Source organism: Streptomyces sp. NPDC093097, assembly GCF_044754325.1.
In the GTDB taxonomy this organism is placed as follows: Bacteria; Actinomycetota; Actinomycetes; order Streptomycetales; family Streptomycetaceae; genus Streptomyces.
Genome location: NZ_JBIVOW010000026.1, coordinates 71,220 through 93,933 on the forward strand (window position 1 = coordinate 71,220; position 22,714 = coordinate 93,933).

21 protein-coding genes and 1 tRNA gene are annotated in these 22,714 nt (G+C 72.1%); 10 read left to right on the forward strand and 12 right to left on the reverse strand.

Annotated elements, in window-relative coordinates; all coding sequences use genetic code 11:
- Window positions 1-246 precede the first annotated feature (246 nt).
- The 3 genes from ACIQE0_RS33130 (at window position 247) to ACIQE0_RS33140 (ending at window position 3,706) form a co-directional block, all read left to right on the forward strand.
- Window positions 247-822, forward strand: a complete 576-nt coding sequence (locus tag ACIQE0_RS33130) for a transglycosylase family protein (protein WP_366339043.1) — start codon at window positions 247-249, stop codon at window positions 820-822.
- 82 nt (window positions 823-904) lie between these two features.
- Window positions 905-2,440 carry an alpha/beta hydrolase gene (locus ACIQE0_RS33135; RefSeq protein ID WP_402338923.1) on the forward strand — a complete coding sequence of 512 codons (1,536 nt, stop codon included), beginning with the start codon at window positions 905-907 and terminating at the stop codon, window positions 2,438-2,440.
- Between the two features lie 150 nt (window positions 2,441-2,590).
- Window positions 2,591-3,706: a CapA family protein gene (locus ACIQE0_RS33140; RefSeq protein ID WP_402338925.1), complete on the forward strand. Its 1,116-nt coding sequence runs from the start codon at window positions 2,591-2,593 to the stop codon at window positions 3,704-3,706.
- Window positions 3,707-3,715: 9 nt separating this feature from the next.
- Here ACIQE0_RS33140 and ACIQE0_RS33145 read toward each other — a convergent pair whose 3' ends face one another.
- Window positions 3,716-3,928, reverse strand: coding sequence for a DUF397 domain-containing protein (locus ACIQE0_RS33145; protein WP_402338927.1), 213 nt, complete (start codon window positions 3,926-3,928; stop codon window positions 3,716-3,718).
- A complete protein-coding gene (locus ACIQE0_RS33150; protein ID WP_402338929.1) occupies window positions 3,925-4,764 on the reverse strand; it encodes a helix-turn-helix domain-containing protein in 840 nt (279 codons plus the stop codon). The genes ACIQE0_RS33145 and ACIQE0_RS33150 overlap by 4 nt, the downstream gene beginning before the upstream one ends.
- A gap of 496 nt (window positions 4,765-5,260) precedes the next feature.
- Here ACIQE0_RS33150 and ACIQE0_RS33155 point away from each other — a divergent pair, with 496 nt between their 5' ends.
- Window positions 5,261-6,028 carry an ATP-binding protein gene (locus ACIQE0_RS33155; protein WP_402338931.1) on the forward strand — a complete coding sequence of 256 codons (768 nt, stop codon included), beginning with the start codon at window positions 5,261-5,263 and terminating at the stop codon, window positions 6,026-6,028.
- Between the two features lie 40 nt (window positions 6,029-6,068).
- Here the strand turns inward: ACIQE0_RS33155 and ACIQE0_RS33160 are convergent, their stop codons facing one another.
- Together ACIQE0_RS33160 and ACIQE0_RS33165 are read right to left on the reverse strand one after the other, a co-directional pair.
- Window positions 6,069-6,959: an HpcH/HpaI aldolase/citrate lyase family protein gene (locus ACIQE0_RS33160; protein ID WP_402338933.1), complete on the reverse strand. Its 891-nt coding sequence runs from the start codon at window positions 6,957-6,959 to the stop codon at window positions 6,069-6,071.
- 4 nt (window positions 6,960-6,963) lie between these two features.
- On the reverse strand, window positions 6,964-8,040 hold the full coding sequence (locus ACIQE0_RS33165) for an HpcH/HpaI aldolase/citrate lyase family protein (protein ID WP_402338935.1): 1,077 nt from the start codon (window positions 8,038-8,040) through the stop codon (window positions 6,964-6,966).
- A 312-nt stretch (window positions 8,041-8,352) separates the two neighbouring features.
- On the opposite strand from ACIQE0_RS33165, the gene ACIQE0_RS33170 reads away from it, so the two are divergent.
- Both ACIQE0_RS33170 and ACIQE0_RS33175 read left to right on the forward strand, forming a co-directional pair.
- Entirely contained in the window at window positions 8,353-9,582 is a 1,230-nt protein-coding gene (locus ACIQE0_RS33170) for an amidohydrolase family protein (RefSeq protein WP_366339031.1), read from the forward strand.
- A gap of 90 nt (window positions 9,583-9,672) precedes the next feature.
- Window positions 9,673-10,599: an FkbM family methyltransferase gene (locus tag ACIQE0_RS33175; protein ID WP_402338937.1), complete on the forward strand. Its 927-nt coding sequence runs from the start codon at window positions 9,673-9,675 to the stop codon at window positions 10,597-10,599.
- An 86-nt stretch (window positions 10,600-10,685) separates the two neighbouring features.
- On the opposite strand, the gene ACIQE0_RS33180 is transcribed toward ACIQE0_RS33175, so the two are convergent.
- The 7 genes from ACIQE0_RS33180 to ACIQE0_RS33210 form a co-directional block, all read right to left on the reverse strand.
- Entirely contained in the window at window positions 10,686-11,444 is a 759-nt protein-coding gene (locus ACIQE0_RS33180) for a glycosyltransferase family 2 protein (RefSeq protein ID WP_402338939.1), read from the reverse strand.
- 3 nt (window positions 11,445-11,447) lie between these two features.
- Entirely contained in the window at window positions 11,448-12,236 is a 789-nt protein-coding gene (locus ACIQE0_RS33185) for a GntR family transcriptional regulator (RefSeq protein WP_402338941.1), read from the reverse strand.
- Window positions 12,237-12,704: 468 nt separating this feature from the next.
- On the reverse strand, window positions 12,705-13,517 hold the full coding sequence (locus ACIQE0_RS33190) for an ABC transporter permease (RefSeq protein ID WP_402338943.1): 813 nt from the start codon (window positions 13,515-13,517) through the stop codon (window positions 12,705-12,707).
- An 80-nt stretch (window positions 13,518-13,597) separates the two neighbouring features.
- On the reverse strand, window positions 13,598-14,527 hold the full coding sequence (locus ACIQE0_RS33195) for an ABC transporter ATP-binding protein (protein WP_402338945.1): 930 nt from the start codon (window positions 14,525-14,527) through the stop codon (window positions 13,598-13,600).
- 297 nt (window positions 14,528-14,824) lie between these two features.
- Window positions 14,825-15,484, reverse strand: coding sequence for a response regulator transcription factor (locus ACIQE0_RS33200; protein WP_366339019.1), 660 nt, complete (start codon window positions 15,482-15,484; stop codon window positions 14,825-14,827).
- The gene (locus tag ACIQE0_RS33205; RefSeq protein ID WP_402338947.1) at window positions 15,481-16,587 is read right to left on the reverse strand and encodes a sensor histidine kinase; all 1,107 of its coding nucleotides are present in this window, start codon (window positions 16,585-16,587) and stop codon (window positions 15,481-15,483) included. The genes ACIQE0_RS33200 and ACIQE0_RS33205 overlap by 4 nt, the downstream gene beginning before the upstream one ends.
- Window positions 16,588-17,542: 955 nt before the next feature.
- A tRNA-Gly gene (locus ACIQE0_RS33210) sits at window positions 17,543-17,616 on the reverse strand.
- Window positions 17,617-18,019: 403 nt separating this feature from the next.
- On the opposite strand from ACIQE0_RS33210, the gene ACIQE0_RS33215 reads away from it, so the two are divergent.
- The 4 genes from ACIQE0_RS33215 (at window position 18,020) to ACIQE0_RS33230 (ending at window position 21,192) form a co-directional block, all read left to right on the forward strand.
- Entirely contained in the window at window positions 18,020-18,178 is a 159-nt protein-coding gene (locus tag ACIQE0_RS33215; protein WP_167739062.1) for a hypothetical protein, read from the forward strand.
- Between the two features lie 152 nt (window positions 18,179-18,330).
- Window positions 18,331-18,906, forward strand: coding sequence for a dCTP deaminase (gene dcd / locus ACIQE0_RS33220; RefSeq protein ID WP_366339015.1), 576 nt, complete (start codon window positions 18,331-18,333; stop codon window positions 18,904-18,906).
- Between the two features lie 78 nt (window positions 18,907-18,984).
- On the forward strand, window positions 18,985-19,473 hold the full coding sequence (locus tag ACIQE0_RS33225; RefSeq protein ID WP_366339065.1) for a phosphoribosyltransferase: 489 nt from the start codon (window positions 18,985-18,987) through the stop codon (window positions 19,471-19,473).
- Between the two features lie 195 nt (window positions 19,474-19,668).
- Entirely contained in the window at window positions 19,669-21,192 is a 1,524-nt protein-coding gene (locus ACIQE0_RS33230; protein ID WP_402338997.1) for a ricin-type beta-trefoil lectin domain protein, read from the forward strand.
- 112 nt (window positions 21,193-21,304) lie between these two features.
- Here the strand turns inward: ACIQE0_RS33230 and ACIQE0_RS33235 are convergent, their stop codons facing one another.
- The gene (locus tag ACIQE0_RS33235; RefSeq protein WP_402338999.1) at window positions 21,305-22,216 is read right to left on the reverse strand and encodes a Yip1 family protein; all 912 of its coding nucleotides are present in this window, start codon (window positions 22,214-22,216) and stop codon (window positions 21,305-21,307) included.
- Between the last annotated feature and the right edge of the window lie 498 nt (window positions 22,217-22,714).

The window sequence follows — 22,714 nt, forward strand, 5'->3', positions numbered from 1 at the left end:
GCGCCTTCCTTTTTCCGCCGTCCCGCCGGCGGAAAAAGGAATCCTGCCGCGCGCCGCGATAGTTCATTTGCGCAACCCGGCAATCAACACGGCAAACCCCTGCCAGGGGACCGCCCGGGTGAAAAACAATGCGCTCGGCCCACCCAGACCTGCCGTCCGCCCTCTTGACGGGTTACCTGGTGCGTGCTTCGAGTCGAGGCGGGCACGACGCCGCGACGCCGCTTGCACCCGCAGGAGGAAGTACTCATGCCGTCGCCGCGCGCCGAACGCACCGCCGGAACGATCCCGTCCGCCCTGCTCGCCCTGGTCTCCCTCGTGGCGCTCCTGGGCGCCGCCCTCGCCGCCGCGGCCCCCGCGGCCGCCGACCCGTCACCGTCCGGCACCGACTGGGACCAGATCGCCGCCTGCGAGAGCAGCGGGGACTGGCACTCCAACACGGGCAACGGCTACCACGGCGGCCTCCAGATCGCGCCGTCCACCTGGCGCGCCTACGGCGGCCACCGCTACGCCCCGCGCCCGGACCTCGCCACCCGCGACCAGCAGATCGCCATCGGTGAGCGCATCGCCCAGGACCGCGGCCTGGCCCCCTGGCCCAACTGCGGCCACCTGGGCGCCCCGTCCCCCGAGCGGCAGGCCCGCCACTCCCGGAGCACCGGCCACCATCCGTCCTACACCGTCCGCCCCGGCGACTCCCTCTCCGCCATCGCCCACCGCACCGGCGTCCCCGGCGGCACCCGCTCCCTCTACGCCCTCAACAAGGACCGCCTCACCAGGGGCGCGGACCACATCGTCCCGGGCCAGCAACTGCGCCTGCGGGGGTGAGGGGGAGCGGGGGACAGCCCCACCGCGAAGGGGGTGGTCCGCCGGATGGGGAGGGCGGCGGCCCGCCAACTAGCGTCGCCCCATGAGGAGTTACAGGGGGATCAGGTATCAAAGGGCGTTACTGCTGGGGCTGTCGGGGGTGATGGCGGCGGCGACGCTGAACGCCGTGGCACCGGGCGCCCGGGCGGCGGACGGGGGGAGGGACGAGGGCGGCGCGGCGGCCCCGCGGCTCGCCTGGCGGGCCTGTGCGCAGCCCGCGGGGCCGGCCGGGCAGGAGTGCGCCGACCTGCCGGTGCCGGTGGACTACCGGGACCCGTCGGGGCCGCAGCTCACGCTCGCGGTGACGCGGGCGCGCAGCGACCGGCCGGCGGCCCGCCGCGGCGTGCTGCTGCTGATCCCGGGCGGACCGGGCGGATCAGGGGTCGGCCAGCTGACGCGGCAGGGGCCCGCGCTGCAACGGGCCATGGCGGGCGCGTACGACCTGGTCAGCTTCGATCCGAGGGGAGTGGGCGGCAGCTCGAAGGCCGACTGTGGGCTGGCCGCCGCCGACCGGGACCTGGTGACGCTGCGGTCCTGGCCCGCGGCGGACGGCGGGATCGCGCAGAACATCGCCCGCTCGCGGCGGATCGCGGCGGCGTGCGCACGCAACGGAGGCCCGGTGCTGCGCAGCCTGAGCACGGCCAACGAGGTCCGCGACATCGAGCGGCTGCGGCAGGCGCTGGGCGAGCGGAAGCTGTCGGCCTGGGGCACCTCGTACGGGACGTACGTGGGGGCGGTCTACGCACAGCAGCATCCGGAGCGGACCGACCGGTGGGTGCTGGACAGCAGCGGCGACCCGGACCCCACGCGGGTGGCGCGGGGCTGGCTGGCCAACATGGCGCGGGCGGCGGACGAGCGGTTCCCCGACTTCGCGGCCTGGGCGGCGGACCCGGCGCGCGCGAAGGACGGTCTGCGGCTGGCCGAACGCGCCGCCGACATAAGGCCGTTGGTGCTGCGGCTCGCGGCGGCGCTGGACCGGGCGCCCAAGCCGTCGAACGTCCCGGGGCGGCCGCTGACCGGCACCGTGCTGCGGCAGGAGGTGCAGCTCGCGCTCTACGGCGACGAGTCCTTCGCCGAACTCGCCGGGATGGTCCAGGCGGCCCGGGACCCCGCCGCGACCCCGGTGCTGCCGGGCGCCCTGGCCGCCCCGATGCCCGATCCGGACGCGACCGTGAGCGCGGCGGTGATCTGCAACGACGTGGCCTGGCCGCGGGATCCGGAGGGCTACCGGCGGGCGGTGGCCGCGGACCGGGTGCGGTACCCGCTCACCGCCGGGCTGACGGCGAACATCACGCCGTGCGCGTTCTGGAAGGACCGGCCGGCCGATCCGCCGGTCAGGATCACCGACCGGGGCCCGGCCAACATCGTGATGATCCAGAACCTCCGGGACCCGGCGACCCCCTTCTTCGGCGCGCGGAAGATGCGCGCGGCGCTGGGGAAGCGGGCCCGCATGGTGGTCGTCGACCAGGGCGGGCACGGGGTGTACCTGGCGCACGGGAACGCCTGCGGGGACCGGGCGGTGACCGGTTTCCTGCGGGACGGCCGCCGGCCGCAGCGGGACGTGTACTGCGCGGCGTGAGACGGGGCCGGGCCGCCGGTGGCGGACCGGAACGGACCGGGCCGGGGAGGCGCGGCGGTTGGCCGGGGCGCCCGGCGGCGGGTGCCGGCGTCGGCGCACGCCCCCGCGGTCCGGCCCCTACCCTGGGAGCAAGGAAGCCGGTGAGCGCCGATGACCGCCGATCCCGTCACCCTCGCCCTCTGCGGCGATGTGATGCTCGGCCGCGGGGTGGACCAGATCCTGCCCTCGCCCGGCGACCCCGAGCTGCGCGAACCGTACGTCGCGGACGCCCGGACCTACCTCGAGCTGGCCGAGGCGGCCAATGGCCCGGTCCCCCGCCCCGTCGGCTACCGCTACCCCTGGGGCGACGCACTGGCCGCGCTCGACGCCGCCGCGCCCGCCGCCCGGGTGCTCAACCTGGAGACCTCCGTCACCCGGCACGGCACCTTCGCCCCCGGCCGGGAGATCCACTACCGGATGCACCCGGGGAACCTCCCCTGCCTGGCCGCCGCCCGCCCCGACGTCTGCGTGCTGTCCAACAACCACGTCCTGGACTTCGGCCGCGAGGGGCTCGCCGAGACCCTGCGCAGCCTGGCCGCGGCGGGCCTGCGCACGGCGGGCGCCGGCGGCGACGCCGAGACGGCCCGCCGCCCCGCGGTCGTCCCCCTGCCCGGCGGCCGCCGCCTCCTCGTCCTCGCCCTGGGCATGCCGTCCAGCGGCATCCCGCACACCTGGGCCGCGACCGCCGGGCGCAGCGGCGTCCACTGGGCGGCCGGCCCCTCGCCCGCCACCGCCGCCGAGGCGGCCGCCCTGCTCCGCGCCCACAAGCGCCCCGGCGACCTCACGGTGGTCTCCGTGCACTGGGGCTCCAACTGGGGCTACACCGTCCCCCGCGCCCAGACCGCCTGCGCGCACGCCCTGATCGACGCCGGCGTGGACCTCGTCCACGGCCACTCCTCGCACCACCCGCGCCCCCTGGAGGTCCACGGCGGCAAGCTCGTCCTCCACGGGTGCGGCGACTTCATCGACGACTACGAGGGCATCACCGGCTACGAGCACTACCGCGACGATCTGCGCCCGCTCTACCTCGCCGCCCTGGAGCCCGGCACCGGCCGCCTGACGGAACTGCGCATCGTCCCCTTCCAGGCGTACCGGATGCGGCTGCGGCACGCCGGCGCCGAGGACGCCCGCTGGCTCGGCGCCCTCTTCGACCGCCTCGCCCGCGGCTTCGCCCCCGGCGCGCTCACGACCACCCCGGCCCCGGTCCTGAGCCTGCGGCCGGCCTGACCCCGTCGGTCAGCCGAGAGCCCGGACGTCCGCGACGAACGCGGTGAATGCGGCCGCGGGGAAGGCGAGTATGGGGCCGTCGGGGGTCTTGGAGTCGCGGACGGCGACCCGGGTACGGAGATCCGCTACCTCGACGCAGGCGTTGCCCTCGCCGCCGCTGTAGCTGCTCTTGAACCACGTGACGGCCGATGCTTCGCTCTCGGATAGCAGGCGATCAATCATGGCGACAGCTCCCGTCGGGCTTTGGCCAGCAGGCGCAGCGACGTCGGTTTGTCGGCCGCCTGCGAGCGAAGGTAGTCGAAGGTGAGCTTATAACCGGCTACGTCGTCAGCGTCATCGAGATAGAGACCGCGACGGCGCATCTCGATATACACCACAGCCATGGAGTTGAGTGGGTTCCGCTCGTCGTTCCTGCCGACGATGAGGAAGTCGCCGGCTCCCGCGGCATGGGCTCCTGCGCTGAACGGCAGGACCTGAATCTCAACGGTAGGGCCCTGCGCCAGCTCGTGGAGATGGTCCAACTGGTCTGCCATCACGCTTGAGTTGCCGACAGTGCGGCGAATCACCGCTTCGTCCAGCACCGCCCATACGTGCAGTGGAGGTTCCCGCCGGAGGATGCCCTGGCGCTGAATCCGGGCGTCCACCATCTGCTCGATCACGTCGTTCGGGCTGCGGACTTCGCGTGCTTGGTGGATGGCGAGGGCGTAGTCCCGCGTCTGAAGCAGCCCTGGGATGACGGTGTTGGCGCAAAGGTGCTCGTATGCGGCCTCGTGCTCAAAGGAAACCAGCGGGTCCATCCACTCTGGCACCGCACTGTTTCCGACCCACCAGCCGTCGGTCTGCGTTCGCGCCACCTCCACCAGGGCGTCGCATTCGCTCGCAGACGCATCGCAGGCATCGGCAATCGCTTTGACCGTTGCCCACCGAATACGGGCCCGGTCCTGCCACATCTCGTAGCGGCTCACCGTCGTCTTGCTGACACCGGCTCGCTCGGCAACCTGCGACTGGGTCAAACCACATCGTTCGCGCAACGCGATCAAGCCACGGGCGATCTGCATGCGTCCCGCAGGCCCTGTCAGTGTCGCTGTCATCCCCGCCCCATTCTCCCCGGATCCTCGTGCGGCCCAACAGCGCGAGAGTATGCGGAAGTTGGCGTACTCCTCCGGCGTCTGGTCTACGGGTCACCCACATTGATGAAGTCCGCTCACCGTCGAGCCTTCTATGGGATTCCCATGAAATTCTTCCCGTGAAGCACTCGAAGTCGGCTCCGACAAAAGGAGTTGGGATTTTGACCAGCCTCATCAGCCGCGCTTGCGGCCGCCTCCGGGCTCTGTTCGTCCCTGTCGGACGACACCGCGCTACGCCATCGAAACGGACACCCCGCCTGGTCCAACGGGCCCGTCAGGCACATTCGGTGGCCCCCACCCCGCCCACCCGCACCACGCTCAGGCCACCCCGGTGCCCCGCCACGCACCCCGCTGACACCCCCATCGACGGGCACGCAACCCTCCGGGTTCGCCCCTACCTGCTCGCGCACGGAACGGGGGCGTTGCGGTGAACCACGACGACCCGGATGTCCGGCTGTTGCCGCGGACGTTCGCGGACGGGCGGGCCGGTTTCCTCTCCACCGACGGCAGCGGGCCCGTGTCCCGCCTCGCCGACCGGATCGAGGCCGATCAGCTGGGTAGCGCGGGCCGGGTGCTCCGGTACGCGCGGGACGTGCGGGACCGAGCCGGGGCGAAGACCGCTGCCGAACTCGGTTTCCTCAACGATCGGTTGATGGACGCCCTGGATGACGCGCTGCGCGTCGCGGACAGTCGCGGCAAGCGTCTCGCGCCCCCGGACGACGAGCCGCCGGACGACGATGCGGACGAGGGGGAGGGCGCGGACGCAGGCGTCGCCGAACCGTGCGGGCCGGGCGGCGTCGCCTCCTTCCCCGGTGACGATTTCGCCTCCGCGCGAGCCGCGCGTCGCTTCGTACGGGAGGTGGCCGGGGCGTGGCGGTTGCCGCCGGAGAGGATCGACGTGCTGGAGACGGTCGTCGGGGAACTGGTCGCCAACGCGCTGGAACACAGCGGCAGTCGGGACATCGTCGTCGAGGTGGCGCGCGCGGACCGGGTGGTGCGGGTCGGCGTGATCGACGAGGGGCAGGGGTGGGCATCCGCACGCCGAGAACCGGACGGGGAACAGGAGCGCGGGCGGGGGTTGCTGATTGTCGGGGCGGTTGCCGAGCGGTGGGGGTGGGGGGAGCGGACGGCCGACGCGGGCGGGCACACCGTGTGGGCCGACATCGCCGTCGGTCGCGGGGGCGCTCCCCAGTGAGCGGCCCCCGGGCCGCGCCGCCCGCGCACCCGTCGCTGCCCTACGCCTCCGTGTCCGCCACCGCCGCGGCCAGCGCCAGCACCCGCCGCGCCTCCTCCACGTGCAGGTTCTCCACCATCCGGCCGTCCACGGTGACCACCCCGCGCCCCTCCCGGGCCGCGGCCTCGAACGCCTCGATGATCCTTCGCGCCCGGGCCACCTCCGCCTCGGCCGGCGCGAACGCCCGGTTGCACGGCTCGATCTGCGACGGATGGATCAGCGTCTTCCCGTCGAACCCGAACTGCCGTCCCTGGACGCACTCCGCCTCGAACCCGGCCGCGTCCTGGACGTCGTTGAACACCCCGTCCAGGATCGCCTTCCCCGCCTCCCGGGCCGCCAGCAGCGCCAGCGACAGCCCGGTCAACAGCGGCGCCCGGCCCGGCACATGCGCGGCGTGCAGCTCCTTCGCCAGGTCGTTGGTGCCCATCACCAGCACTGTCAGCCGCTCGCTCGCCCCGGCCACCGCACGGGCGTCCAGCATCGCCCGCGGCGTCTCCACCATCGCCCAGATCGCCGTCCGGTCCGGGGCGCCGGCCGCCTCCAGCCGCCGCTCCACCTCCCGCACGGTCTCGGCGGACTCCACCTTCGGCACCACCACCGCGTTCGGCCCGGCCTGCGCCGCCGCCCGCAGGTCGTCCGCGAACCACGCGGTGCCCGGCCCGTTGACCCGGACCGTCACCTCCCGGCGGCCGTACGCGCCGGAGGCCACCGCCGCCGCGACCCGCTCCCGCGCCGCCTCCTTGGCGTCCGGCGCGACCGCGTCCTCCAGGTCCAGGATCAGCCCGTCCGCCGGCAGCGACGCCGCCTTCGTCAGCGCCCGCTCGTTGGCGCCCGGCATGTACAGCACCGACCGCCGCGCCCGCACCACGTCCTCGCAGCCCTCGCCACCCACGGACCTACTCCTCTTCCTCTTCCTCGCCGCTCGCCGCCGCGTACGCCGCCCGCAGCTCGGGATCGCGTGCCGCCAGCGCCTCGGCGAGCTCCACCACCACCCGGCACTGCTTGACCGTGGCGTCGTCCTGCATCTTCCCGTCGATCATCACCGCACCGGTGCCGTCGCCCATCTCCGCGATGACCCGGCGCGCCCAGGCGACCTCCGCCGGAGCCGGCGAGAACACCTTCTTCGCGATCCCGATCTGCACCGGGTGCAGGCTCCACGCTCCCACGCACCCCAGCAGGAACGCGTTGCGGAACTGGTCCTCGCACGCGACGGTGTCCTTGATGTCGCCGAACGGCCCGTAGTACGGCAGGATCCCGTGGGCGGCGCAGGCGTCGACCATCCGCGCGATCGTGTAGTGCCACAGGTCCTGCTGGAACGTCGCCCGCGGCCCGTCCGCCGCCCCCGCCCGGGGGTCCTCCCGCACCAGGTAGTCGGGGTGGCCGCCGCCGACCCGGGTCGTCTTCATCCGCCGGCTGGCCGCCAGGTCCGCCGGCCCCAGGGACATCCCCTGCATCCGCGGGCTGGCCCCGGCGATCTCCTCCACGTTCGCGACCCCGCGCGGCGTCTCCAGGATGGCGTGCAGCAGGATCGGCCGCCGCACCCCCGCCTTCGCCTCCAACTGCGCCACCAGCCGGTCGACGTAGTGGATGTCCTCGGCGCCCTCCACCTTCGGCACCATGATCACGTCCAGCCGGTCGCCGATCTCGGTGACCAGCGTCAGCAGATCGTCCAGCGCCCAGGGCGAGTCCAGACTGTTGATCCGCGTCCACAGCTGCGTCCGGCCGAACTCCGTGGCCCGCGCGATCTCGACCAGCCCGGCCCGCGCCGCCTCCTTGCGGTCCGCGGCGACCGCGTCCTCCAGATTCCCCAGCAGCACGTCCACGCCCGGCGCGATGTCCGGCACCTTGGCCGCCATCCGCGGATTGCCCGGATCGAAGAAGTGGATCATCCGCGACGGCCGGAACGGCACCTCCCGTACCGGTTGTGGAGCCCCCACGGCCAACGGACGGAAAAAGTCCTTCGCAGAGCGCACCCTGCCTCCCCACGCGCACCGACCACCCGGCCCGACCACCCGCAGCCGGCCAACGGCGCACACTCTAGGCCCGCCGCCCCACCCTTGTTACCGCGCAGTATGTGTGCTGTTGATCACGAGTGGGGAAGGTGTGGCGCCGGCCCGGCCGGCCCGGCCGACGGACGCAACCGCCCCCGACGGCCCGACTTTCCGGCCTTCCCTTGTGGTTGCGGGGGAAGGCTCCTAACCTCCGATCTGATGGATCGTCAGATACGTCGGATACGTCGGACGCCGGTCCGCGAGGCTCGCCGGCCCGGCAGTTGGGGGTGCAACGTGACCAGCGGCAACAGCGGTACGGGGGAGCTTCCGAGGATCATCAGCGTGGACGACCACGTGATCGAGCCGGCGCACCTCTTCGACACCTGGCTCCCGCGGAAGTACCGGGACCGCGGCCCGAAGCCGTTCACCGCAGGCATCGGCGAGCTGGCGTACGTCGGCGGGAAGTACCGGTTCACCACGGACCCGGAGGGCCAGCTCACGGACTGGTGGGAGTACGAGGGGCTGCTGTTCCCGTACAAGCGCATCATCGCCGCCGTCGGCTTCTCCCGCGACGAGATGACGCTGGACGGGATCACCCGGGACCAGATGCGGCGCGGCTGCTGGGACCCCGCGGCCCGGCTGGCGGACATGGACCGGGGCCACGTCGAGGCGTCCCTGTGCTTCCCGACCTTCCCGCGGTTCTGCGGGCAGACCTTCGCCGAGGCGGAGGACAAGGAGGTCGGGCTGGCCTGCGTCCGGGCGTACAACGACTGGATGGTTCAGGAGTGGTGCGGCGACAGCGGCGGCCGGCTGATCCCGCTGTGCCTGATCCCCCTCTGGGACGTCGGCCTCGCCGTCGCCGAGATCGAGCGCAACGCCGCGCGCGGCGTCCGGGCGGTGACCTTCAGCGAGATCCCCACCCACCTGGGGCTGCCGTCCATCCACTCCGGCTACTGGGACCCGTTCTTCGCCGCCTGCGAGGAGACCGGGACGGTGGTCAACATGCACATCGGGTCGTCGTCGCAGATGCCGGCGGCCTCCCCGGACGCCCCGCCGGCCGTCCAGGCGTCGCTGTCCTTCAACAACGCCATGGCCTCGATGATGGACTTCCTGTTCAGCGGGGTGCTGGTGAGGTTCCCGCGGCTCAAACTCGCCTACAGCGAGGGGCAGATGGGCTGGATCCCGTACGCCCTGGAGCGGGCCGACGACGTCTGGGCGGAGCACCGGGCCTGGGGCGGGGTCAAGGACCTCGTCCCGGAGCCGCCCTCGACGTACTACTACCGCCAGATCTTCTGCTGCTTCTTCCGCGACAGGCACGGCATCGAGGCGATCGACACCGTAGGGGTCGACAACGCCACCTTCGAGACCGACTACCCGCACGTCGACTCGACCTGGCCGCACACCAGGCAGGTGGCCGCCGACCACGTCGGCCACCTCCCCGAGGACGTGGCCTACAAGCTCCTGCGCGGCAACGCGATTCGTATGCTGGACCTGCCGTTCGACCGTGCTCGGGCGGCTGTTTGAGCACCGCCCGCGCCGACCGGTCGCTGCGGTGGGGTGCTGGGGGCGCCGGCCCCCGGCACGGCGGTTCACGGACCCGCTGAGAGGCGAGCGATGAACGACACCATGGCCGAGACCCTGGCCACGCTGGGGCGCGGCTATCTGCGCGAGGCGCCCGGCCTGTTGGGGAAGGCCGCGCTGGCGGAACGGTTCCTGAACGCGCGACTGCGGGACCACCCGCGGCGCCGGGTGGTCCGCACGCGGTTCGGCGCCCGGATGGCCGTCGACACCCAGGACCTCATCCAGCGCTACATCTACCTCTTCGGCCTCTGGGAGCCGCACCTGTCGCACTGGCTCCGCCGCCGGCTGCGGCCCGGTGACGGCTTCATCGACGTCGGCGCCAACATCGGCTATTTCAGCCTGCTCGCCTCACACCTGGTCGGCGCGCGCGGCACCGTCGTCTCCATCGAGGCGATGCCGGCGTTCCACCGCAGGGTCGCCCGGCACGTCGAGCTGAACGGGTGCACCAACGTCCGCACGGTCAACGCCGCCGTCTCCGACGCCCCGAGGACGCTGACGTTCATCCTCGCCAGCTCCCGCAACATGGGCGCCGCCAGCATCGTCCCGTACGAGGGCCCGGCGGAGACCACGCTCGACATCGAGGCGCACCCGCTGCCGGCCCTCCTGCGCCCGGAGGAGATCGCCGCCGCCCGCGTCATCAAGATCGACGTCGAGGGGGCGGAGGGCGCGGTCGTGCGCGGTCTGGAACCCCTCCTCGCCCAGCTGCGGCCCGACGCCGAGATCACCATCGAGGTCACCCCCGAGCGGATGGCGCGCCTGGGCGACTCGCTCACCGAACTCCTGGACACCATGCGGCGGCACGGCTTCCACACCTACCGGCTCCCCAACTCCTATGCCGCCGGCGGCTATCCCGCGTCCCTGCACGCGGCGGCGACCTCCGCCCCCGTCCGCTGGCGCGGCCCCGTGGTGGAGGAGAGCGACCTGGTCTTCTCCCGCGTCGACGCGGAACAGCTTCCTTAAGCCCCTCACCTCCGGCGCGCGCCACCTCCACCCCGCCCGACGCGCCGAAGGCCGCCAACTCGCCGCAGCCAGGCGGCCCGTCGGCCTCAGCCGTCGGCCGGACGACGCCACCGGAAGGCGGCGAGGTGGCGCGCCCGGGCCTCCACCACCGCCATGCGGGCGGCCCGCTCGGCGGTCTCGGTGTGCGAGGGCTGGCCGGTCGCCTGGCCGGGCCACTTCCGGTACAGCAGGCCCACCTCGGGGGTGAACCAGCCGCGGCTCGTGGCGTTCAGGGCCAGCAGCAGACCGGTGTCCTCGGAGGCCGGCAGCGCCATCCAGCCGCCGAGGGCGAGGAGCAGGTCGCGGCGGACGCAGAGGGTCGCCGGGTGGACCTGCGCCCGGAAGTCGTGGGCCGCCCAGAAGTCGAGGACCGCGCCGTGCTCGATCGGGCCGGGCTCCGGGTCCCCTTCGAAGCCGACGGTGGAGCCGTCGGGGAGCAGGTCCAGGGCGCGCGAGGTCGCCCAGCCGATGCCGCGGTCACCCTCCAGCGCGGCCAGGTCGCGGGCGAGCGCGCCGGGCGCCAACTGGTCGTCCGCGTCCAGGACCTTGACGTACTCGCCCGCCGCCTGCGAGAGGGCGAGGGTGCGCGCGACGCCCGGTCCGCCCGGCCGCCCCTGGCGGAAGGTCACCCGTGCGTCGTCCGGGACGTACGGGGCGACCTGGTCGCTCTTCCCGTCCTCCTGGATGACCCACTGCCACTCCCACCCGTCGGGGAGCTCCTGCCGGCGGAGCGAGGCGTAGGCGTCCGGCAGGAACGGTGCGGACGGGGCATGGACGGCCGTGACGATGATGATGCGCCGGCGCACGGCTCACCACCTTTCCAGGGGAGTAGTGAACAGCAGTTCCGTGCGGTCGCCGGGCAGCACGGTGTCGGAGACGCCCACGACGCGGTCCCCGGTGTCGTACGAGAGCTTCCGCAGCACCAGCACCGACGTCCCGGGCGGCAGCTCCAGCTCCGCCGTCTCCTCGGGCGCCGGCGGGCGGGCGGTGACGCGCTCCTCGACGCGGTCCACCTCGATCCCGACGGAGAGCAGCTGGCTCTGCGAGCCTCCCGGCCACGGCTCCTTGGCCTCGTCCAGGAGGTCGGGATTGGCCGCGATCATGGTGCGGACGAGATAGGAGGTCACCAGGCTGAACGGGGCGCTCTCGGCCGCGCACCGCGTCCGGTAGCTGCGTTCGAGGAGCTCCGTGCCCTCGGGGACGTCGAACGCCCCGGCGAGGTCCGCCCCCGCCGCGACCGTGCGGTAGCGGGCGTGGAAGACGAGATCGTCGACCTGGAGCCCGGTGTCGTACTCGGTGGCCCCGGTCTGCGCCCGCCGCTCCAGGGGCTCGCGGGCGCGGTCCTTCTCCCACTGGTGCCGGAGGTTGGTGCGCCGGGCGACGGTCCGCCGACGGCGGACGAACGTACCGATGCCGTGCCGCTTCTCGATCAGACCCTCGTCGCGCAGCGCCCGGAGCGCCTCCCGGACGGTCGGCACGCTGTGCCCGAACCGCTCGGCGAGCCGCGTCTCCGCCGGCAGCCGGTCACCGGGCTTCAGCCGCCCCGCCCGTATGGACGTCCGCAGCTCGTCCGCGATCCGCTCGTACGCCACTGCCATGGGTGCTCACCGTCCCGCTCCTCGGCGCCCCGACCCCACCTGACCAGGCCGGACGGCCCGACGCCACTTCCAGCCTACGACTCCTCAAGAGGTCTTGACGACCCGACCGGCACCCGCCTCGGAAAGCCGCCGGAGCCGTCCCCGACGCACCACCGGGGAGCACGTGATCCGCGAGGGAGGGGCGGGCACGACGGAAACATCGGCCGGAGGAACTGCCGCCGCCCCTCGGCTACTTCATCCGGCGGACACCCGAACCCGCCCTCCCTGACGGGGAGTTCTCCATCCGTCCGCAAGGGCAAGCGAGTTGGCCATGCCGCCCGCGGAACGGGCGCCGCGGAAGGCGGCCGCACCGCTCCGAAAACGGCCGACACGCGGCCGTCCTGCGCCCCCGCGAGAGATCTGCACGATCAGTGGGTTGCCGGTGCGACGGAGGGCCTCGCCGGCTCCGCGCAGGTGGCGGTGCGGGTCTCAGACGTCGCGCGTGTGCAGGAGATAGGTCGCCCCCGCCATCGCGGCGGCCGCCCAGGCGCACAGCACCGCGAACCCGGCCCAGGGGGGCAGGCCGCCGAGCCATTCCGGGGCGACCTGCATGATCGTCCACCCGGCGTTGGGCGGCGAGATTCCGGCAGGCAGGAATCGTTCCAGTTCACGGAGGGGTGAGAGGGCCACGACGCCCGGCACGACGTAGACCAGTGCGAACATCGCGACGATGCCGCCGACGGTGCTGCGCAGGACGGCGCCGACCGCCAGCGAGAGCACGGACAACGCACACAGATAGAGCCCCACGCCGACGACTGCGCGGACCACGCCGGGCGTCGTGAGGGAACCAAAGACGTGCGGCGTGCACAGGTATACGAGGGCGAAGCACGCGATGCTCAGGACGGTCCCGGTGACGAGGCCGAGCGCCGCCACCGTGACGGTCTTGGCGGCGAGCCACCGCGCACGCCGGGGCGCGGCGGTCAGGGACACGCAGATCGTCCCGGTGCGGTACTCGCTGCCGATGGCGGTCACCGCGAGGACGATCACGGCGAGTTGCCCGACCATGATTCCGAGGTGGCTGAAGTTCACGGTCACGTCGATCGTACGAGGGCCTTGGCTGCGGGCTTTCACCGCAACCAAGACGGCCGCGCCGACGCTCGTGAGAGCGGTGGCCGCCAGGCACCACACCGTTGTCCGGACGGTGCGCAGCTTGACCCACTCGGACCGGAGGAGGTCGGCGAACCGTGGGGCGGGGGGTGGGGCGGCGCTCCGGTGGGTGTGGGCGGGAAGGGGGAGGGACATGCGGGTACCTGCCGGGGTGTCGTTCGGGCGTGGTGGTCTGGTGCGGGCTCGCGCGGTGGGCCGGGAGCGCCCCGGGCGGGTCAGGCGGGTCCGGCCCTCTCGCTGCGGTACTCGGTGCTGCCGGAGGTGAGATGCATGAACGCGGTTTCCAACGAGACGTGTTGCACGGCCAGTTCGTGCAACAGCGCCCCGCAACCGGAGGCGATCGTGGCGATCCGCGCGGAGTCCAGGCCGGTGACGAGCAGGGTTCCTTCGGCGTCCGCGGTGACCTGCGCGCCGGACTTCCGCAGCTGACCGGCGAGCTGAATGGCCTGGGGGGAACGGACCTTGACCGCTCCCCCCGAGCCGGCCTCGATGACCTCGCGCACACCGGCCTCAGTGATCAGCCTGCCGCGCCCGATCACCACCAGGTGGTCCGCTGTCAGCTCCATCTCACTCAGCAGATGGCTGGAGACGAACACCGTGCGGCCCTCGGCGGCAAGTCCCTTCATCAGGTCGCGGACCCAGCGGACTCCCTCCGGGTCGAGGCCGTTGAGGGGTTCGTCGAGGAGGAGCACCTGCGGATCACCGAGCAGCGCGGCGGCGATGGCCAGCCGCTGGGTCATCCCCATGGAGAAGCCGCCGACCAGCTTGTTTGCCACCTCCACGAGGCCGACGAGATCCAGCACCTCCGCCACCCTCGCGCGTCCGATGCCGTTGCTGTATGCCAGGCTCAGCAGATGGCCGTACGCGGTGCGGCCAGGATGCACGGCCTTGGCATCGAGCACGGCACCGACCTCGCGCAGCGGGTGCCGCAACCGGTCGAAGGGACGGCCGTCGACCAGCGCCTTTCCCGAATCGGGGCGGTCCAGGCCCAGGAACATCCGCATCGTCGTGGACTTGCCGGACCCATTGGGCCCCAGGAAGCCGGTCACCTGGCCGGGGCGGACCGTGAACGACAGGTCGTGTACGGCCGCCTTCTTTCCGTAGTGCTTGGTCAGGCCCTGAGCCTCCAATGTGCCTGCCCTCATGGGCGTGCTCCTTCCGCGCGGCTCCCAAGGGGTGTTCCCCTTGCCGGATCACCGTAGGAATCCGGGCCCCGCGCGCGGGACGCCCATACGGTCCGACCTGCGGCGACGATCGTCCCGGACGGCCGCCCGCAGAGTCCGACGATCGACGGACGGCTCCGTACGCCGGAGGTATGAGCGCCGGGCAGATCCGTGATCAGCCGCTTCCGGCTCTCGCCCGCAGGTGTCGCGTCCGGCCCCAGGAACGCCGGCCGGCGGGGCCGCGCCGCGTCGAGCAGTGCTATGCCGCGTCGAGCAGTGCTATGCCGCGTCGAGGAGGCCGGCGTCGTGGGCCAGGATCGCTGCCTGCACGCGATTGGCACACTCCAGCTTTGCGAGCAGCCGGCTCACATGGGTCTTCACGGTCGACTCGCTCATGTGCAGGGCCGCGCCGATCTCGCCGTTGGAGCGCCCCTCGGCGACCAGGGTCAGCACCTCGCGTTCCCGTCCGGTCAAAGACGCGACGCGGCTCCGGGCGTCCGCGGCCCTGGAATTGTCACGGGCGGAGAAATCGGAGATCAGCCGACGGGTCACCGACGGGGCGAGCATGGCCTCGCCCTCGTGGACGGTACGGACGGCGTGCGCGAGCTCCCGGGGCGGGGAGTTCTTGAGGAGGAAGCCCATCGCGCCGGCCTGCAGTGCCGCGTGCACATACTCGTCCAGGTCGAAGGTGGTGAGCACGACGACCTTCGGAGGATGGGGTAGCCGTGTGAGTTCCACGGTGGCGGCCAACCCGTCCATGACGGGCATGCGGATGTCCATGAGCACCAGGTCGGGACGGTGCGCGCGGGTCAACTCCACCGCCTCCACGCCGTTGCCCGCCTCAGCCACCACCGTGATGTCGGGAGCGGCCTGCAGGATCATGCTCAGGCCGGAGCGGACCAGGGCTTCGTCATCGGCGAGAAGGACGCGGATACTCATGGGGCCACTTCTTTCATGGGCAACTCGGCCACGACCCGGAATCCGCCCTCCGGCCGCGGACCGGCTTCGAAGACGCCACCTTGGAGGGTGATGCGCTCGCGGAGCCCGACCAGGCCGTTTCCCCCACTGGGCAGCCCGACGGTCACAGGCCCTGCGGGCAACTCATTGTCCACGGCGACATGAAGGGCATCGGGCCCGTACCGGAGTTCGATCCGGGTCGCGGCGTTGCCGGCGTGCTTGTGCACATTGGTCAGAGCCTCCTGGACCAGCCGGTACACCGTGTGCCCCGTGGCCTGGGCCGGCGGCCGGCGAAGGCCGGAGCAGACCAGCTCGATCCGCATACCCGTGGAGCGCGACTGCTCGACGAGCGTGGCCAGATCGTCGACGGTCGGCTGCGGAGCGCGCGGGGCAGCCTCCTCGTCCTCGTCCAGCCGCAGCACACCGAGCACCTCGCGCAACTCTTCGAGAGCCTGTCGGCCGATGTCACCGATGAGCCGACCGGCTTCGGCCGCGCGTTCCCCGTCCGCCGCGCCGACTTCCAGGGCTCCGGAATGGATGACCATGAGACTGACCCGGTGGGCGACCACATCGTGCATCTCCCGGGCGATCCGCGTCCGTTCCTCCATACGAGCCTGGCGACGGAGCAGGCTCTGTTCGCGTTCCAGGCGCTCGGCGCGCTCCCGCAGGTTCGCCACCACCGCTCGTCGCGCCCCGGCGTACAAGCCGAGCAGCACCGGGCCGGCCACGAAGAAGACCAGGGTGTAGAGCGGAAGCAGCCCGGTGCGGGCGGGGAGAAAGATGAGGGCGGCCAGCGCGAGCACCGCAGCCCCGGTCAGCACGACCAGCTGGCGGCGGCGACCGTAGGCGGCCACCGCGTACAGGAAGAACGGGAGGGGGGAAACCTGGAGCAGGACGGGTGTGGCCAGGATCGCCGCCGCGCACAGCTGAGCCGGCCAGCGTCGGCGTCCGGTCAGCGCCAGTCCGATAAGGACCGTCACCGCATAGAAGATCGGTTCCGGCACCCCGAAGGGATGGCCCGTGGGCACGGTGAGCAGCACCACGGCCGTCGTGTAGCCGAGGGCGGCCAGAACATCGAACAGCATGCTCCGGCGGCTCTCCCACCGAAACGGCCGTGTCGGGAACCGCTGTGGCCTCTGCCACCACCAGCCGACCGGACGGTGCTGGTGCGACACCGGCGCCGTCGGACCGGGACCGCCTGGCTCTGCCGATGCGGGGGGATACGTCCCCATGGTGGTGCGAACCTCCAGTGGCACGTCCTGCTCACCCGGACCGAGCGGCCCCGGCCGCTCGGCCCACGCTGCGCTTCCGCCTTCGTCGCGGTTCCGCTTTCACCGTCGACTCCCGGGCGCGGAGCACGGACCCTGTGCCCGTCGCCCACTCGGCAGTTTAGACCGGGTCTTCCACGATGGGTTTGAAGCGGCGTTCGCTGCACGGTGCAGCGCGACCACCGGCCATGGCTCGTCTTCGGCGGCCGGGACGGGCTCTGGGTGCGCGTTGCCCAACACCCCGGCCCCCGGCGTACGAGCCTGCTGCCGCTCCGGCGCGCCGGCCGTACCAGCCGCTGCCTCCTCGCCGCGTCGTTGCGGTGGCAGGCGGGCGGCGTCCTTACCTGGTGTTCGGCCTCATCGGAGACGCATGCCGACGACGCCACGTTGCTGCGGCGTCCCACATCCTCGGAACCTGATTGCCGAGCGCCACGCAGCACGCGTCCCCAGTCAGGTTTAACCGCCAAGCACCTGCCGGTTCTTCGTGGTTTCACGGGAGCGATCTCCGTCAGAGGCGACGTACGGCCCGACAAGTCCCGTCGTCCGCAGGGTGGTTCGCCGACCGGCGTGCGTGAGCCGGCGTGCGTTGGTTGGTGGACCATAGAAGCGCGAAGCCCACCGCACCACGCTGATCAGGGATTTGGCCTCGGAGGTACGGCACTGCCCCTCCGGCCAGGATATGTCCGCGAGTTGGAACACGCGGAGGGCACACGGTCCCGCGACAGGGCCAGACAACAAACAAGGCCCAGGTCGCTGACCTGGGCCTTCGCTATGGAGCGGGTGACGGGAATCGAACCCGCGCTCTGAGCTTGGGAAGCTCATGTTCTACCATTAAACTACACCCGCGTAACACCGCCCCAGAGTCTGGAGGCGAAGCGTCGTCGCACACTCTACCCCATCACCGCGCCGCGGCGTATTTGGCATGTCCGGGATCTGCTCGGCGACTTCACCGCGACATCGGCGGGGCGCCGAGGGGGCGTCGGCGGGGCGCCGCCAGGCCATCGAGGGGCGCTGCGACGGAGCGGTTTCCAGGTGACCTTCCCGCGGGATTCCGGTGGTCTTTCGGTGGTCTTTCGGTGGTCTTCCAGTGTCGTTTCGGCGGTCTTCCGGTGGGGGTCGCGGGGTGGGACGCGGGTGCGGGGGAAGGGAGTTGAGGCGTACGGTGGGGCATCGGAGTGCCGCCTGCGAGGGCATCCAGTTCATCCCCTAATGTGGCTTTTGTTGTCCAGGCAGTTGGGAGAGGGACTTGATGGAGCGCACCGTCGTACGTTGTGCCGAGGGGCACGTCTTCAGCACCGCTTCGTTCCCCATGCAGACCACCGACCGGCTCGGTCCCGGGCGGCTGCTGCGCTGCCCGCGCTGTGCGCGGCTGCGGCACGCGGTGCCGGTGGAGCACGCGAAGCGGTAGCGGCGGTCGCGGGAGCGCGACGGAGGCCGGCGACGGAAGTCGGCGTGATCTTCGAGCGCGACGTCGGCGCGAGGCAGGAGCGGCCCGGTCCCTGGTGGGGGCCGGGCCCTCGTCGTGCGGAGGGGTGTGTGCGGGCGCGTATCCTCGTCTGCGTGCTTCTCTCAGACAAGGACATCCGGGCCGAGATCGACGCCGGGCGGGTGCGCATCGATCCCTACGACGCTTCGATGGTGCAGCCGTCCAGCATCGACGTGCGGCTCGACCGCTTCTTCCGGGTGTTCGAGAACCACCGCTACCCGCACATCGACCCCGCCGTCGAGCAGCCCGATCTGACCCGTGAGGTCGTGCCGGAGGGCGACGAGGCGTTCATCCTGCACCCCGGTGAGTTCGTGCTGGCCTCGACGTACGAGGTCATCGGCCTGCCCGACGACATCGCCTCGCGGCTGGAGGGCAAGTCCAGCCTGGGGCGGCTGGGGCTGCTGACGCACTCGACCGCCGGGTTCATCGACCCGGGGTTCAGCGGGCACGTGACGCTGGAGCTGAGCAATGTCGCGACGCTGCCGATCAAGCTGTGGCCGGGCATGAAGATCGGGCAGCTGTGCATGTTCCGGCTGACCTCGCCGGCGGAGCACCCGTACGGCAGCGAGCGCTACGGCTCGCGTTACCAGGGGCAGCGCGGTCCGACCCCGTCCCGGTCGTTCAAGAACTTCCACCGTACGCAGGTGTGAGGCACCTTACGCAGGTGTGAGGCGGGGCCGGGCGGTCCCCGGAGACGAAGAGAAGGTCTGGGAAGAGTCGTGGGTGACGTGCGGGAGAACCTGACGTACGAGCGGTTCGGCGGAGCCGTCCGTGAGCTGGCGCAGACGATCGCGGATGACGGGTACGAGCCCGACATCGTGCTGTCGATCGCCCGGGGCGGGGTGTTCGTGGCCGGCGGACTGGCGTACGCGCTGGACTGCAAGAACATTCACCTGGTGAATGTCGAGTTCTACACCGGGGTGGGCACCACCCTGGAGATGCCGGTGATGCTCGCACCGGTGCCGAACGCGATCGACTTCTCGGACAAGAAGGTGCTGATCGCCGACGACGTCGCCGACACCGGCAAGACGCTGAAGCTGGTGCACGACTTCTGCCAGGGCACCGTCGCCGAGGTCCGCAGCGCGGTGATCTATGAGAAGTCGCACTCGCTGGTGAAGTGCGAGTACGTGTGGAAGCGCACGGACGACTGGATCAACTTCCCGTGGAGCGTCGAGCCGCCGGTGGTCCGGCGCGACGGCCAGGTGCTCGACGCCTGAGGGATCGTTTCTGCACGTACCGCGGGCCCGCGTTTTGCGGGCCCGCGGGCGTTTTGGGGCACGCCTTTCGGCCAGTTCTGCTCCGGGTGTTCCACCGGTCACTACCTCCGAGTAGAAACCGGCGGTAACAGCAGACCGGAGGGGAGGCCCGAGGTGCGTGCGAGACACGGGCGAGGACGGCGGCTGCGGGCCGCCGTGGCGGTGTCGGCGGCGGCGCTGACCGCCGTGTTCACGGTGACGGCGGGCGGCGCGAGCGCCGCGGGGACCGGCGGCGCTTCGGCGGGCACCGGCCCGGCGGCGGTGCGGCCGGCCGTCAAACCGCTGTCACCGGAACTGGAGCGGGTCCGGGAACAACAGGCGACGAAGCTGTACGGCGACTCCGCCGTGCGGCCGCTCGACGAACGGAAGACCTCGCTGATCTCGCTGGGCGACAGCGAGATCTCGGGCGAGGGCGTCGGGACGTACGAGGCGGGGACCGACGGGCCCACCAACTGGTGCCACCGGTCGCCGGATTCGGCGATCCACCGGACCGGGATCGCGGCGGACGTCACGTACAACGTCGCCTGCTCCGGTGCGTACACCGGCAACATCCGGATCGGTGGCAGCAAGCAGTACCCCGACGAACTGGTGCAGAGCGACAGCCTGGCGGTCGCGGCGCGCAACACCCGGCTCAAGATGGTGCTGTTGGTCGCCGGGGCCAACGACGACCTCCAGTTCGGGCCGGTGATGACGGACTGCGTCGAGCGCTGGTTCCTGCTCCAGGGGGCCTGCGAGCCGAAGTACCGGCCGGGGTGGCAGGCGCGCGTCGACGGCCTGGTGCCGAAGGTCGAGGCGACGGTGACGGACCTGCGGACCGTGATGCGGGACGCCGGGTACGCCGACGGCGACTACCGCCTGGTGGTGATGTCCTACCCCAGCCCCATCGGGCCGGACATGCAGGACAACCCCAACTACCCGGGACAGATCCCGGGCGGGTGCGAGGGCTACACCTCGGACGCCGCCTGGGGCCGCAACGCCGCGGTGCCGGCCTTCGAACGCGGCGTCCGCAAGATCGCGCAGGACACCGGCGCCACCTACCTCGACGCCTCGCGGCTCTTCCACGGGCACGAGGTGTGCATGGCGAACACCTGGGCCCGCGGGCTGTACGTGAACGTCTCCAACCCCTTCCCGCCGGACGCCAATTCGGTCCGCCAGTCGTTCCACCCCAACGCCCGCGGGCACGGCGCGTTCGCGTCCTGCCTGACCCAGCTGTACGCGGCACCGCAGCTGCGCGAGGCGTCCTGCGCCGACCCGGCCGACACCGGGCAGCCCAAGCTGTACCCGGGCGCCTGGGACGACGCCTACCGGCCGCTGAAGAACGCCGCGACCGGCACCTGCGTGGACGCCACCGGCGGCCAGTCCCGCAACGGCACGGCGGTCGGCGGCTGGGACTGCACCGCCGGGCAGCGCAACCAGGGCTGGTGGTACGACCAGGGCGACAAGTCGCTGCACGTGGAGCTGACCCACGCCCGGTGCCTGGACGTACCGGGGGCCCGCTACGAGAAGGGGGCCGCGCTGATCCTGTGGAGCTGCTCCGGCGCGGCCAACCAGCAGTTCGTCCGGAACGGCGGCACGCTCCGGCCGGCCGCCGCACAGGCGCTCTGCCTGACGCTGGGCGCGGCCAAGGACCCGCTGCGGCTCCAGCAGTGCGACGGTTCGGCGGCCCAGCGGTTCGCCTGACCGCCCGCGGTCGGTGCTGAACCGACCCGTCCCGTGTACGGGCGAGGGGCCCGTCCCAGGAGGTATGTCTCCCGGGACGGGCCCCTCTTCCGTGGGCCGGACCGCGCGCCCGTTACAGGGTGCCGAGCTTCACCAGGGCCAGCAGCGCGACCAGTTGGATCGAGGCGGCGCCCAGTGCCTTGGGCCACGGCAGGTCGTGCGACTTGCTGACCATGGACGTCATCAGATAGCCGGTGGCGAGCCAGGTGGCCCACCCCAGGATCTGCACCAGCGGACTGTCACCGCCCAGGAACATGGCGAAAAGCAGCCGGGGAACGTCCGGAATCGTCATGACCAGCATGGCCAGACCGATGGTCGGCTGCCAGGAGCCGTCACCGCCCAGCTGGCGGGCCATGGTGTGGGTGACCGCGCTGAGGATCAGCCCACCGACGACGAACATCACCGAGGTGATCAGCACCCACGGGATGCTGTTGCCCAACGTGGCGTTGAGCACGTCCTCGCGGGCCTTGTCGAAGCCGAAGACCGCGAGCAGGCCGTAGAGGAAGGTGACGATCAGCGCCGGGCCCCACAGCGCGTGGTCGCGCATCTGCCAGAACGTGGCCGTGGGCCGCAGCACGATGCCGGACAGCAGTTCCTTCCACGGCAGCCGGGGCCCGGCCGGGGGCGCGGTCGCCTCGCCGGCGCGGTAGGTGCCGCCCTCCGCGTACTGCCCGTCGCCCCGGCCGGGCCCGTCCCCGTACGCACCGTAGGCGTCCGGCACCTCACCGACGCTGAACTGCTGGGTGTGGCCCGCCACGTTGTTGTGGGAGTCGTACGGCGCGTACGACGGGCCCTGGGCCTGGTAGCCGCCGTCGCCGAAGTACTCGGGCTGCTCCTGCGGTCCCGCGTACGACTGCGGCGCCGCCGGCCACTGCCCCTGCTGGGGCTGCTGCCCGCCCGGCGCCGGCGGCCCGTACCCGGGCGGCCCCTGCTGCCCCACCTGTTGTCCGTCCTGTGCGGGACGGCCGTCCCGTCCGCGCCCCATCCTGAATCCAGCCACGCCTCCGAAAGTACCTGCTCCGGCGCAGCCGGTGGCCCGCGACGGAGGGCTGCGCGGCCTATTGGGGCCGAGCTGTGACAGTCCGCGGTGGCGGGGTTGCTTCCCACGTGTTTGGCTGCCCCGCCGTGAGGGTTGCTGTCTTTTGCGCCTGCGGCGCTTGCTGATTGTCCGCTGCGCGGGGCTGTCGGGTGCGGTGGCGGGCCTTCGGGGCTGGGGGTGTCCGGACTGCTGCGCTTTACGTCCGGACACCCCCAGCCCCGAAGGCCCGCCACCTCCCGTTGTGGGGTGGAAAACCCCTCGCAGCGGCCAAGGCGAGTGGGCCACCAACGGTCACCACTCGACACACGACCCGCACCGACCCACGAACAGCGCGCCCCGCCTGGGAATTACGACCCACACACGGGAGGGGACGGGTCTGTGGGGCGGGAGGGGGGGGGGGGCGCGGCTCAGTCGCGGTCCAGGCCCCCCGCCCACCGCCCCCCC

What these genes read in the sequence shown, in the direction of transcription:
- ACIQE0_RS33185 (WP_402338941.1), bottom strand. Translation starts at nt 12,236, where the DNA reads ATGGCAGTGGCGTACGAGCGGATCGCGGACGAGCTGCGGACGTCCATA.
- ACIQE0_RS33135 (WP_402338923.1), top strand. Translation starts at nt 905, where the DNA reads ATGAGGAGTTACAGGGGGATCAGGTATCAAAGGGCGTTACTGCTGGGG.
- ACIQE0_RS33130 (WP_366339043.1), top strand. Translation starts at nt 247, where the DNA reads ATGCCGTCGCCGCGCGCCGAACGCACCGCCGGAACGATCCCGTCCGCC.
- ACIQE0_RS33145 (WP_402338927.1), bottom strand. Translation starts at nt 3,928, where the DNA reads ATGATTGATCGCCTGCTATCCGAGAGCGAAGCATCGGCCGTCACGTGG.
- ACIQE0_RS33205 (WP_402338947.1), bottom strand. Translation starts at nt 16,587, where the DNA reads ATGCTGTTCGATGTTCTGGCCGCCCTCGGCTACACGACGGCCGTGGTG.
- ACIQE0_RS33140 (WP_402338925.1), top strand. Translation starts at nt 2,591, where the DNA reads ATGACCGCCGATCCCGTCACCCTCGCCCTCTGCGGCGATGTGATGCTC.
- ACIQE0_RS33215 (WP_167739062.1), top strand. Translation starts at nt 18,020, where the DNA reads ATGGAGCGCACCGTCGTACGTTGTGCCGAGGGGCACGTCTTCAGCACC.
- ACIQE0_RS33200 (WP_366339019.1), bottom strand. Translation starts at nt 15,484, where the DNA reads ATGAGTATCCGCGTCCTTCTCGCCGATGACGAAGCCCTGGTCCGCTCC.
- ACIQE0_RS33150 (WP_402338929.1), bottom strand. Translation starts at nt 4,764, where the DNA reads ATGCAGATCGCCCGTGGCTTGATCGCGTTGCGCGAACGATGTGGTTTG.
- ACIQE0_RS33235 (WP_402338999.1), bottom strand. Translation starts at nt 22,216, where the DNA reads ATGGGGCGCGGACGGGACGGCCGTCCCGCACAGGACGGACAACAGGTG.
- ACIQE0_RS33195 (WP_402338945.1), bottom strand. Translation starts at nt 14,527, where the DNA reads ATGAGGGCAGGCACATTGGAGGCTCAGGGCCTGACCAAGCACTACGGA.
- ACIQE0_RS33190 (WP_402338943.1), bottom strand. Translation starts at nt 13,517, where the DNA reads ATGTCCCTCCCCCTTCCCGCCCACACCCACCGGAGCGCCGCCCCACCC.
- ACIQE0_RS33175 (WP_402338937.1), top strand. Translation starts at nt 9,673, where the DNA reads ATGAACGACACCATGGCCGAGACCCTGGCCACGCTGGGGCGCGGCTAT.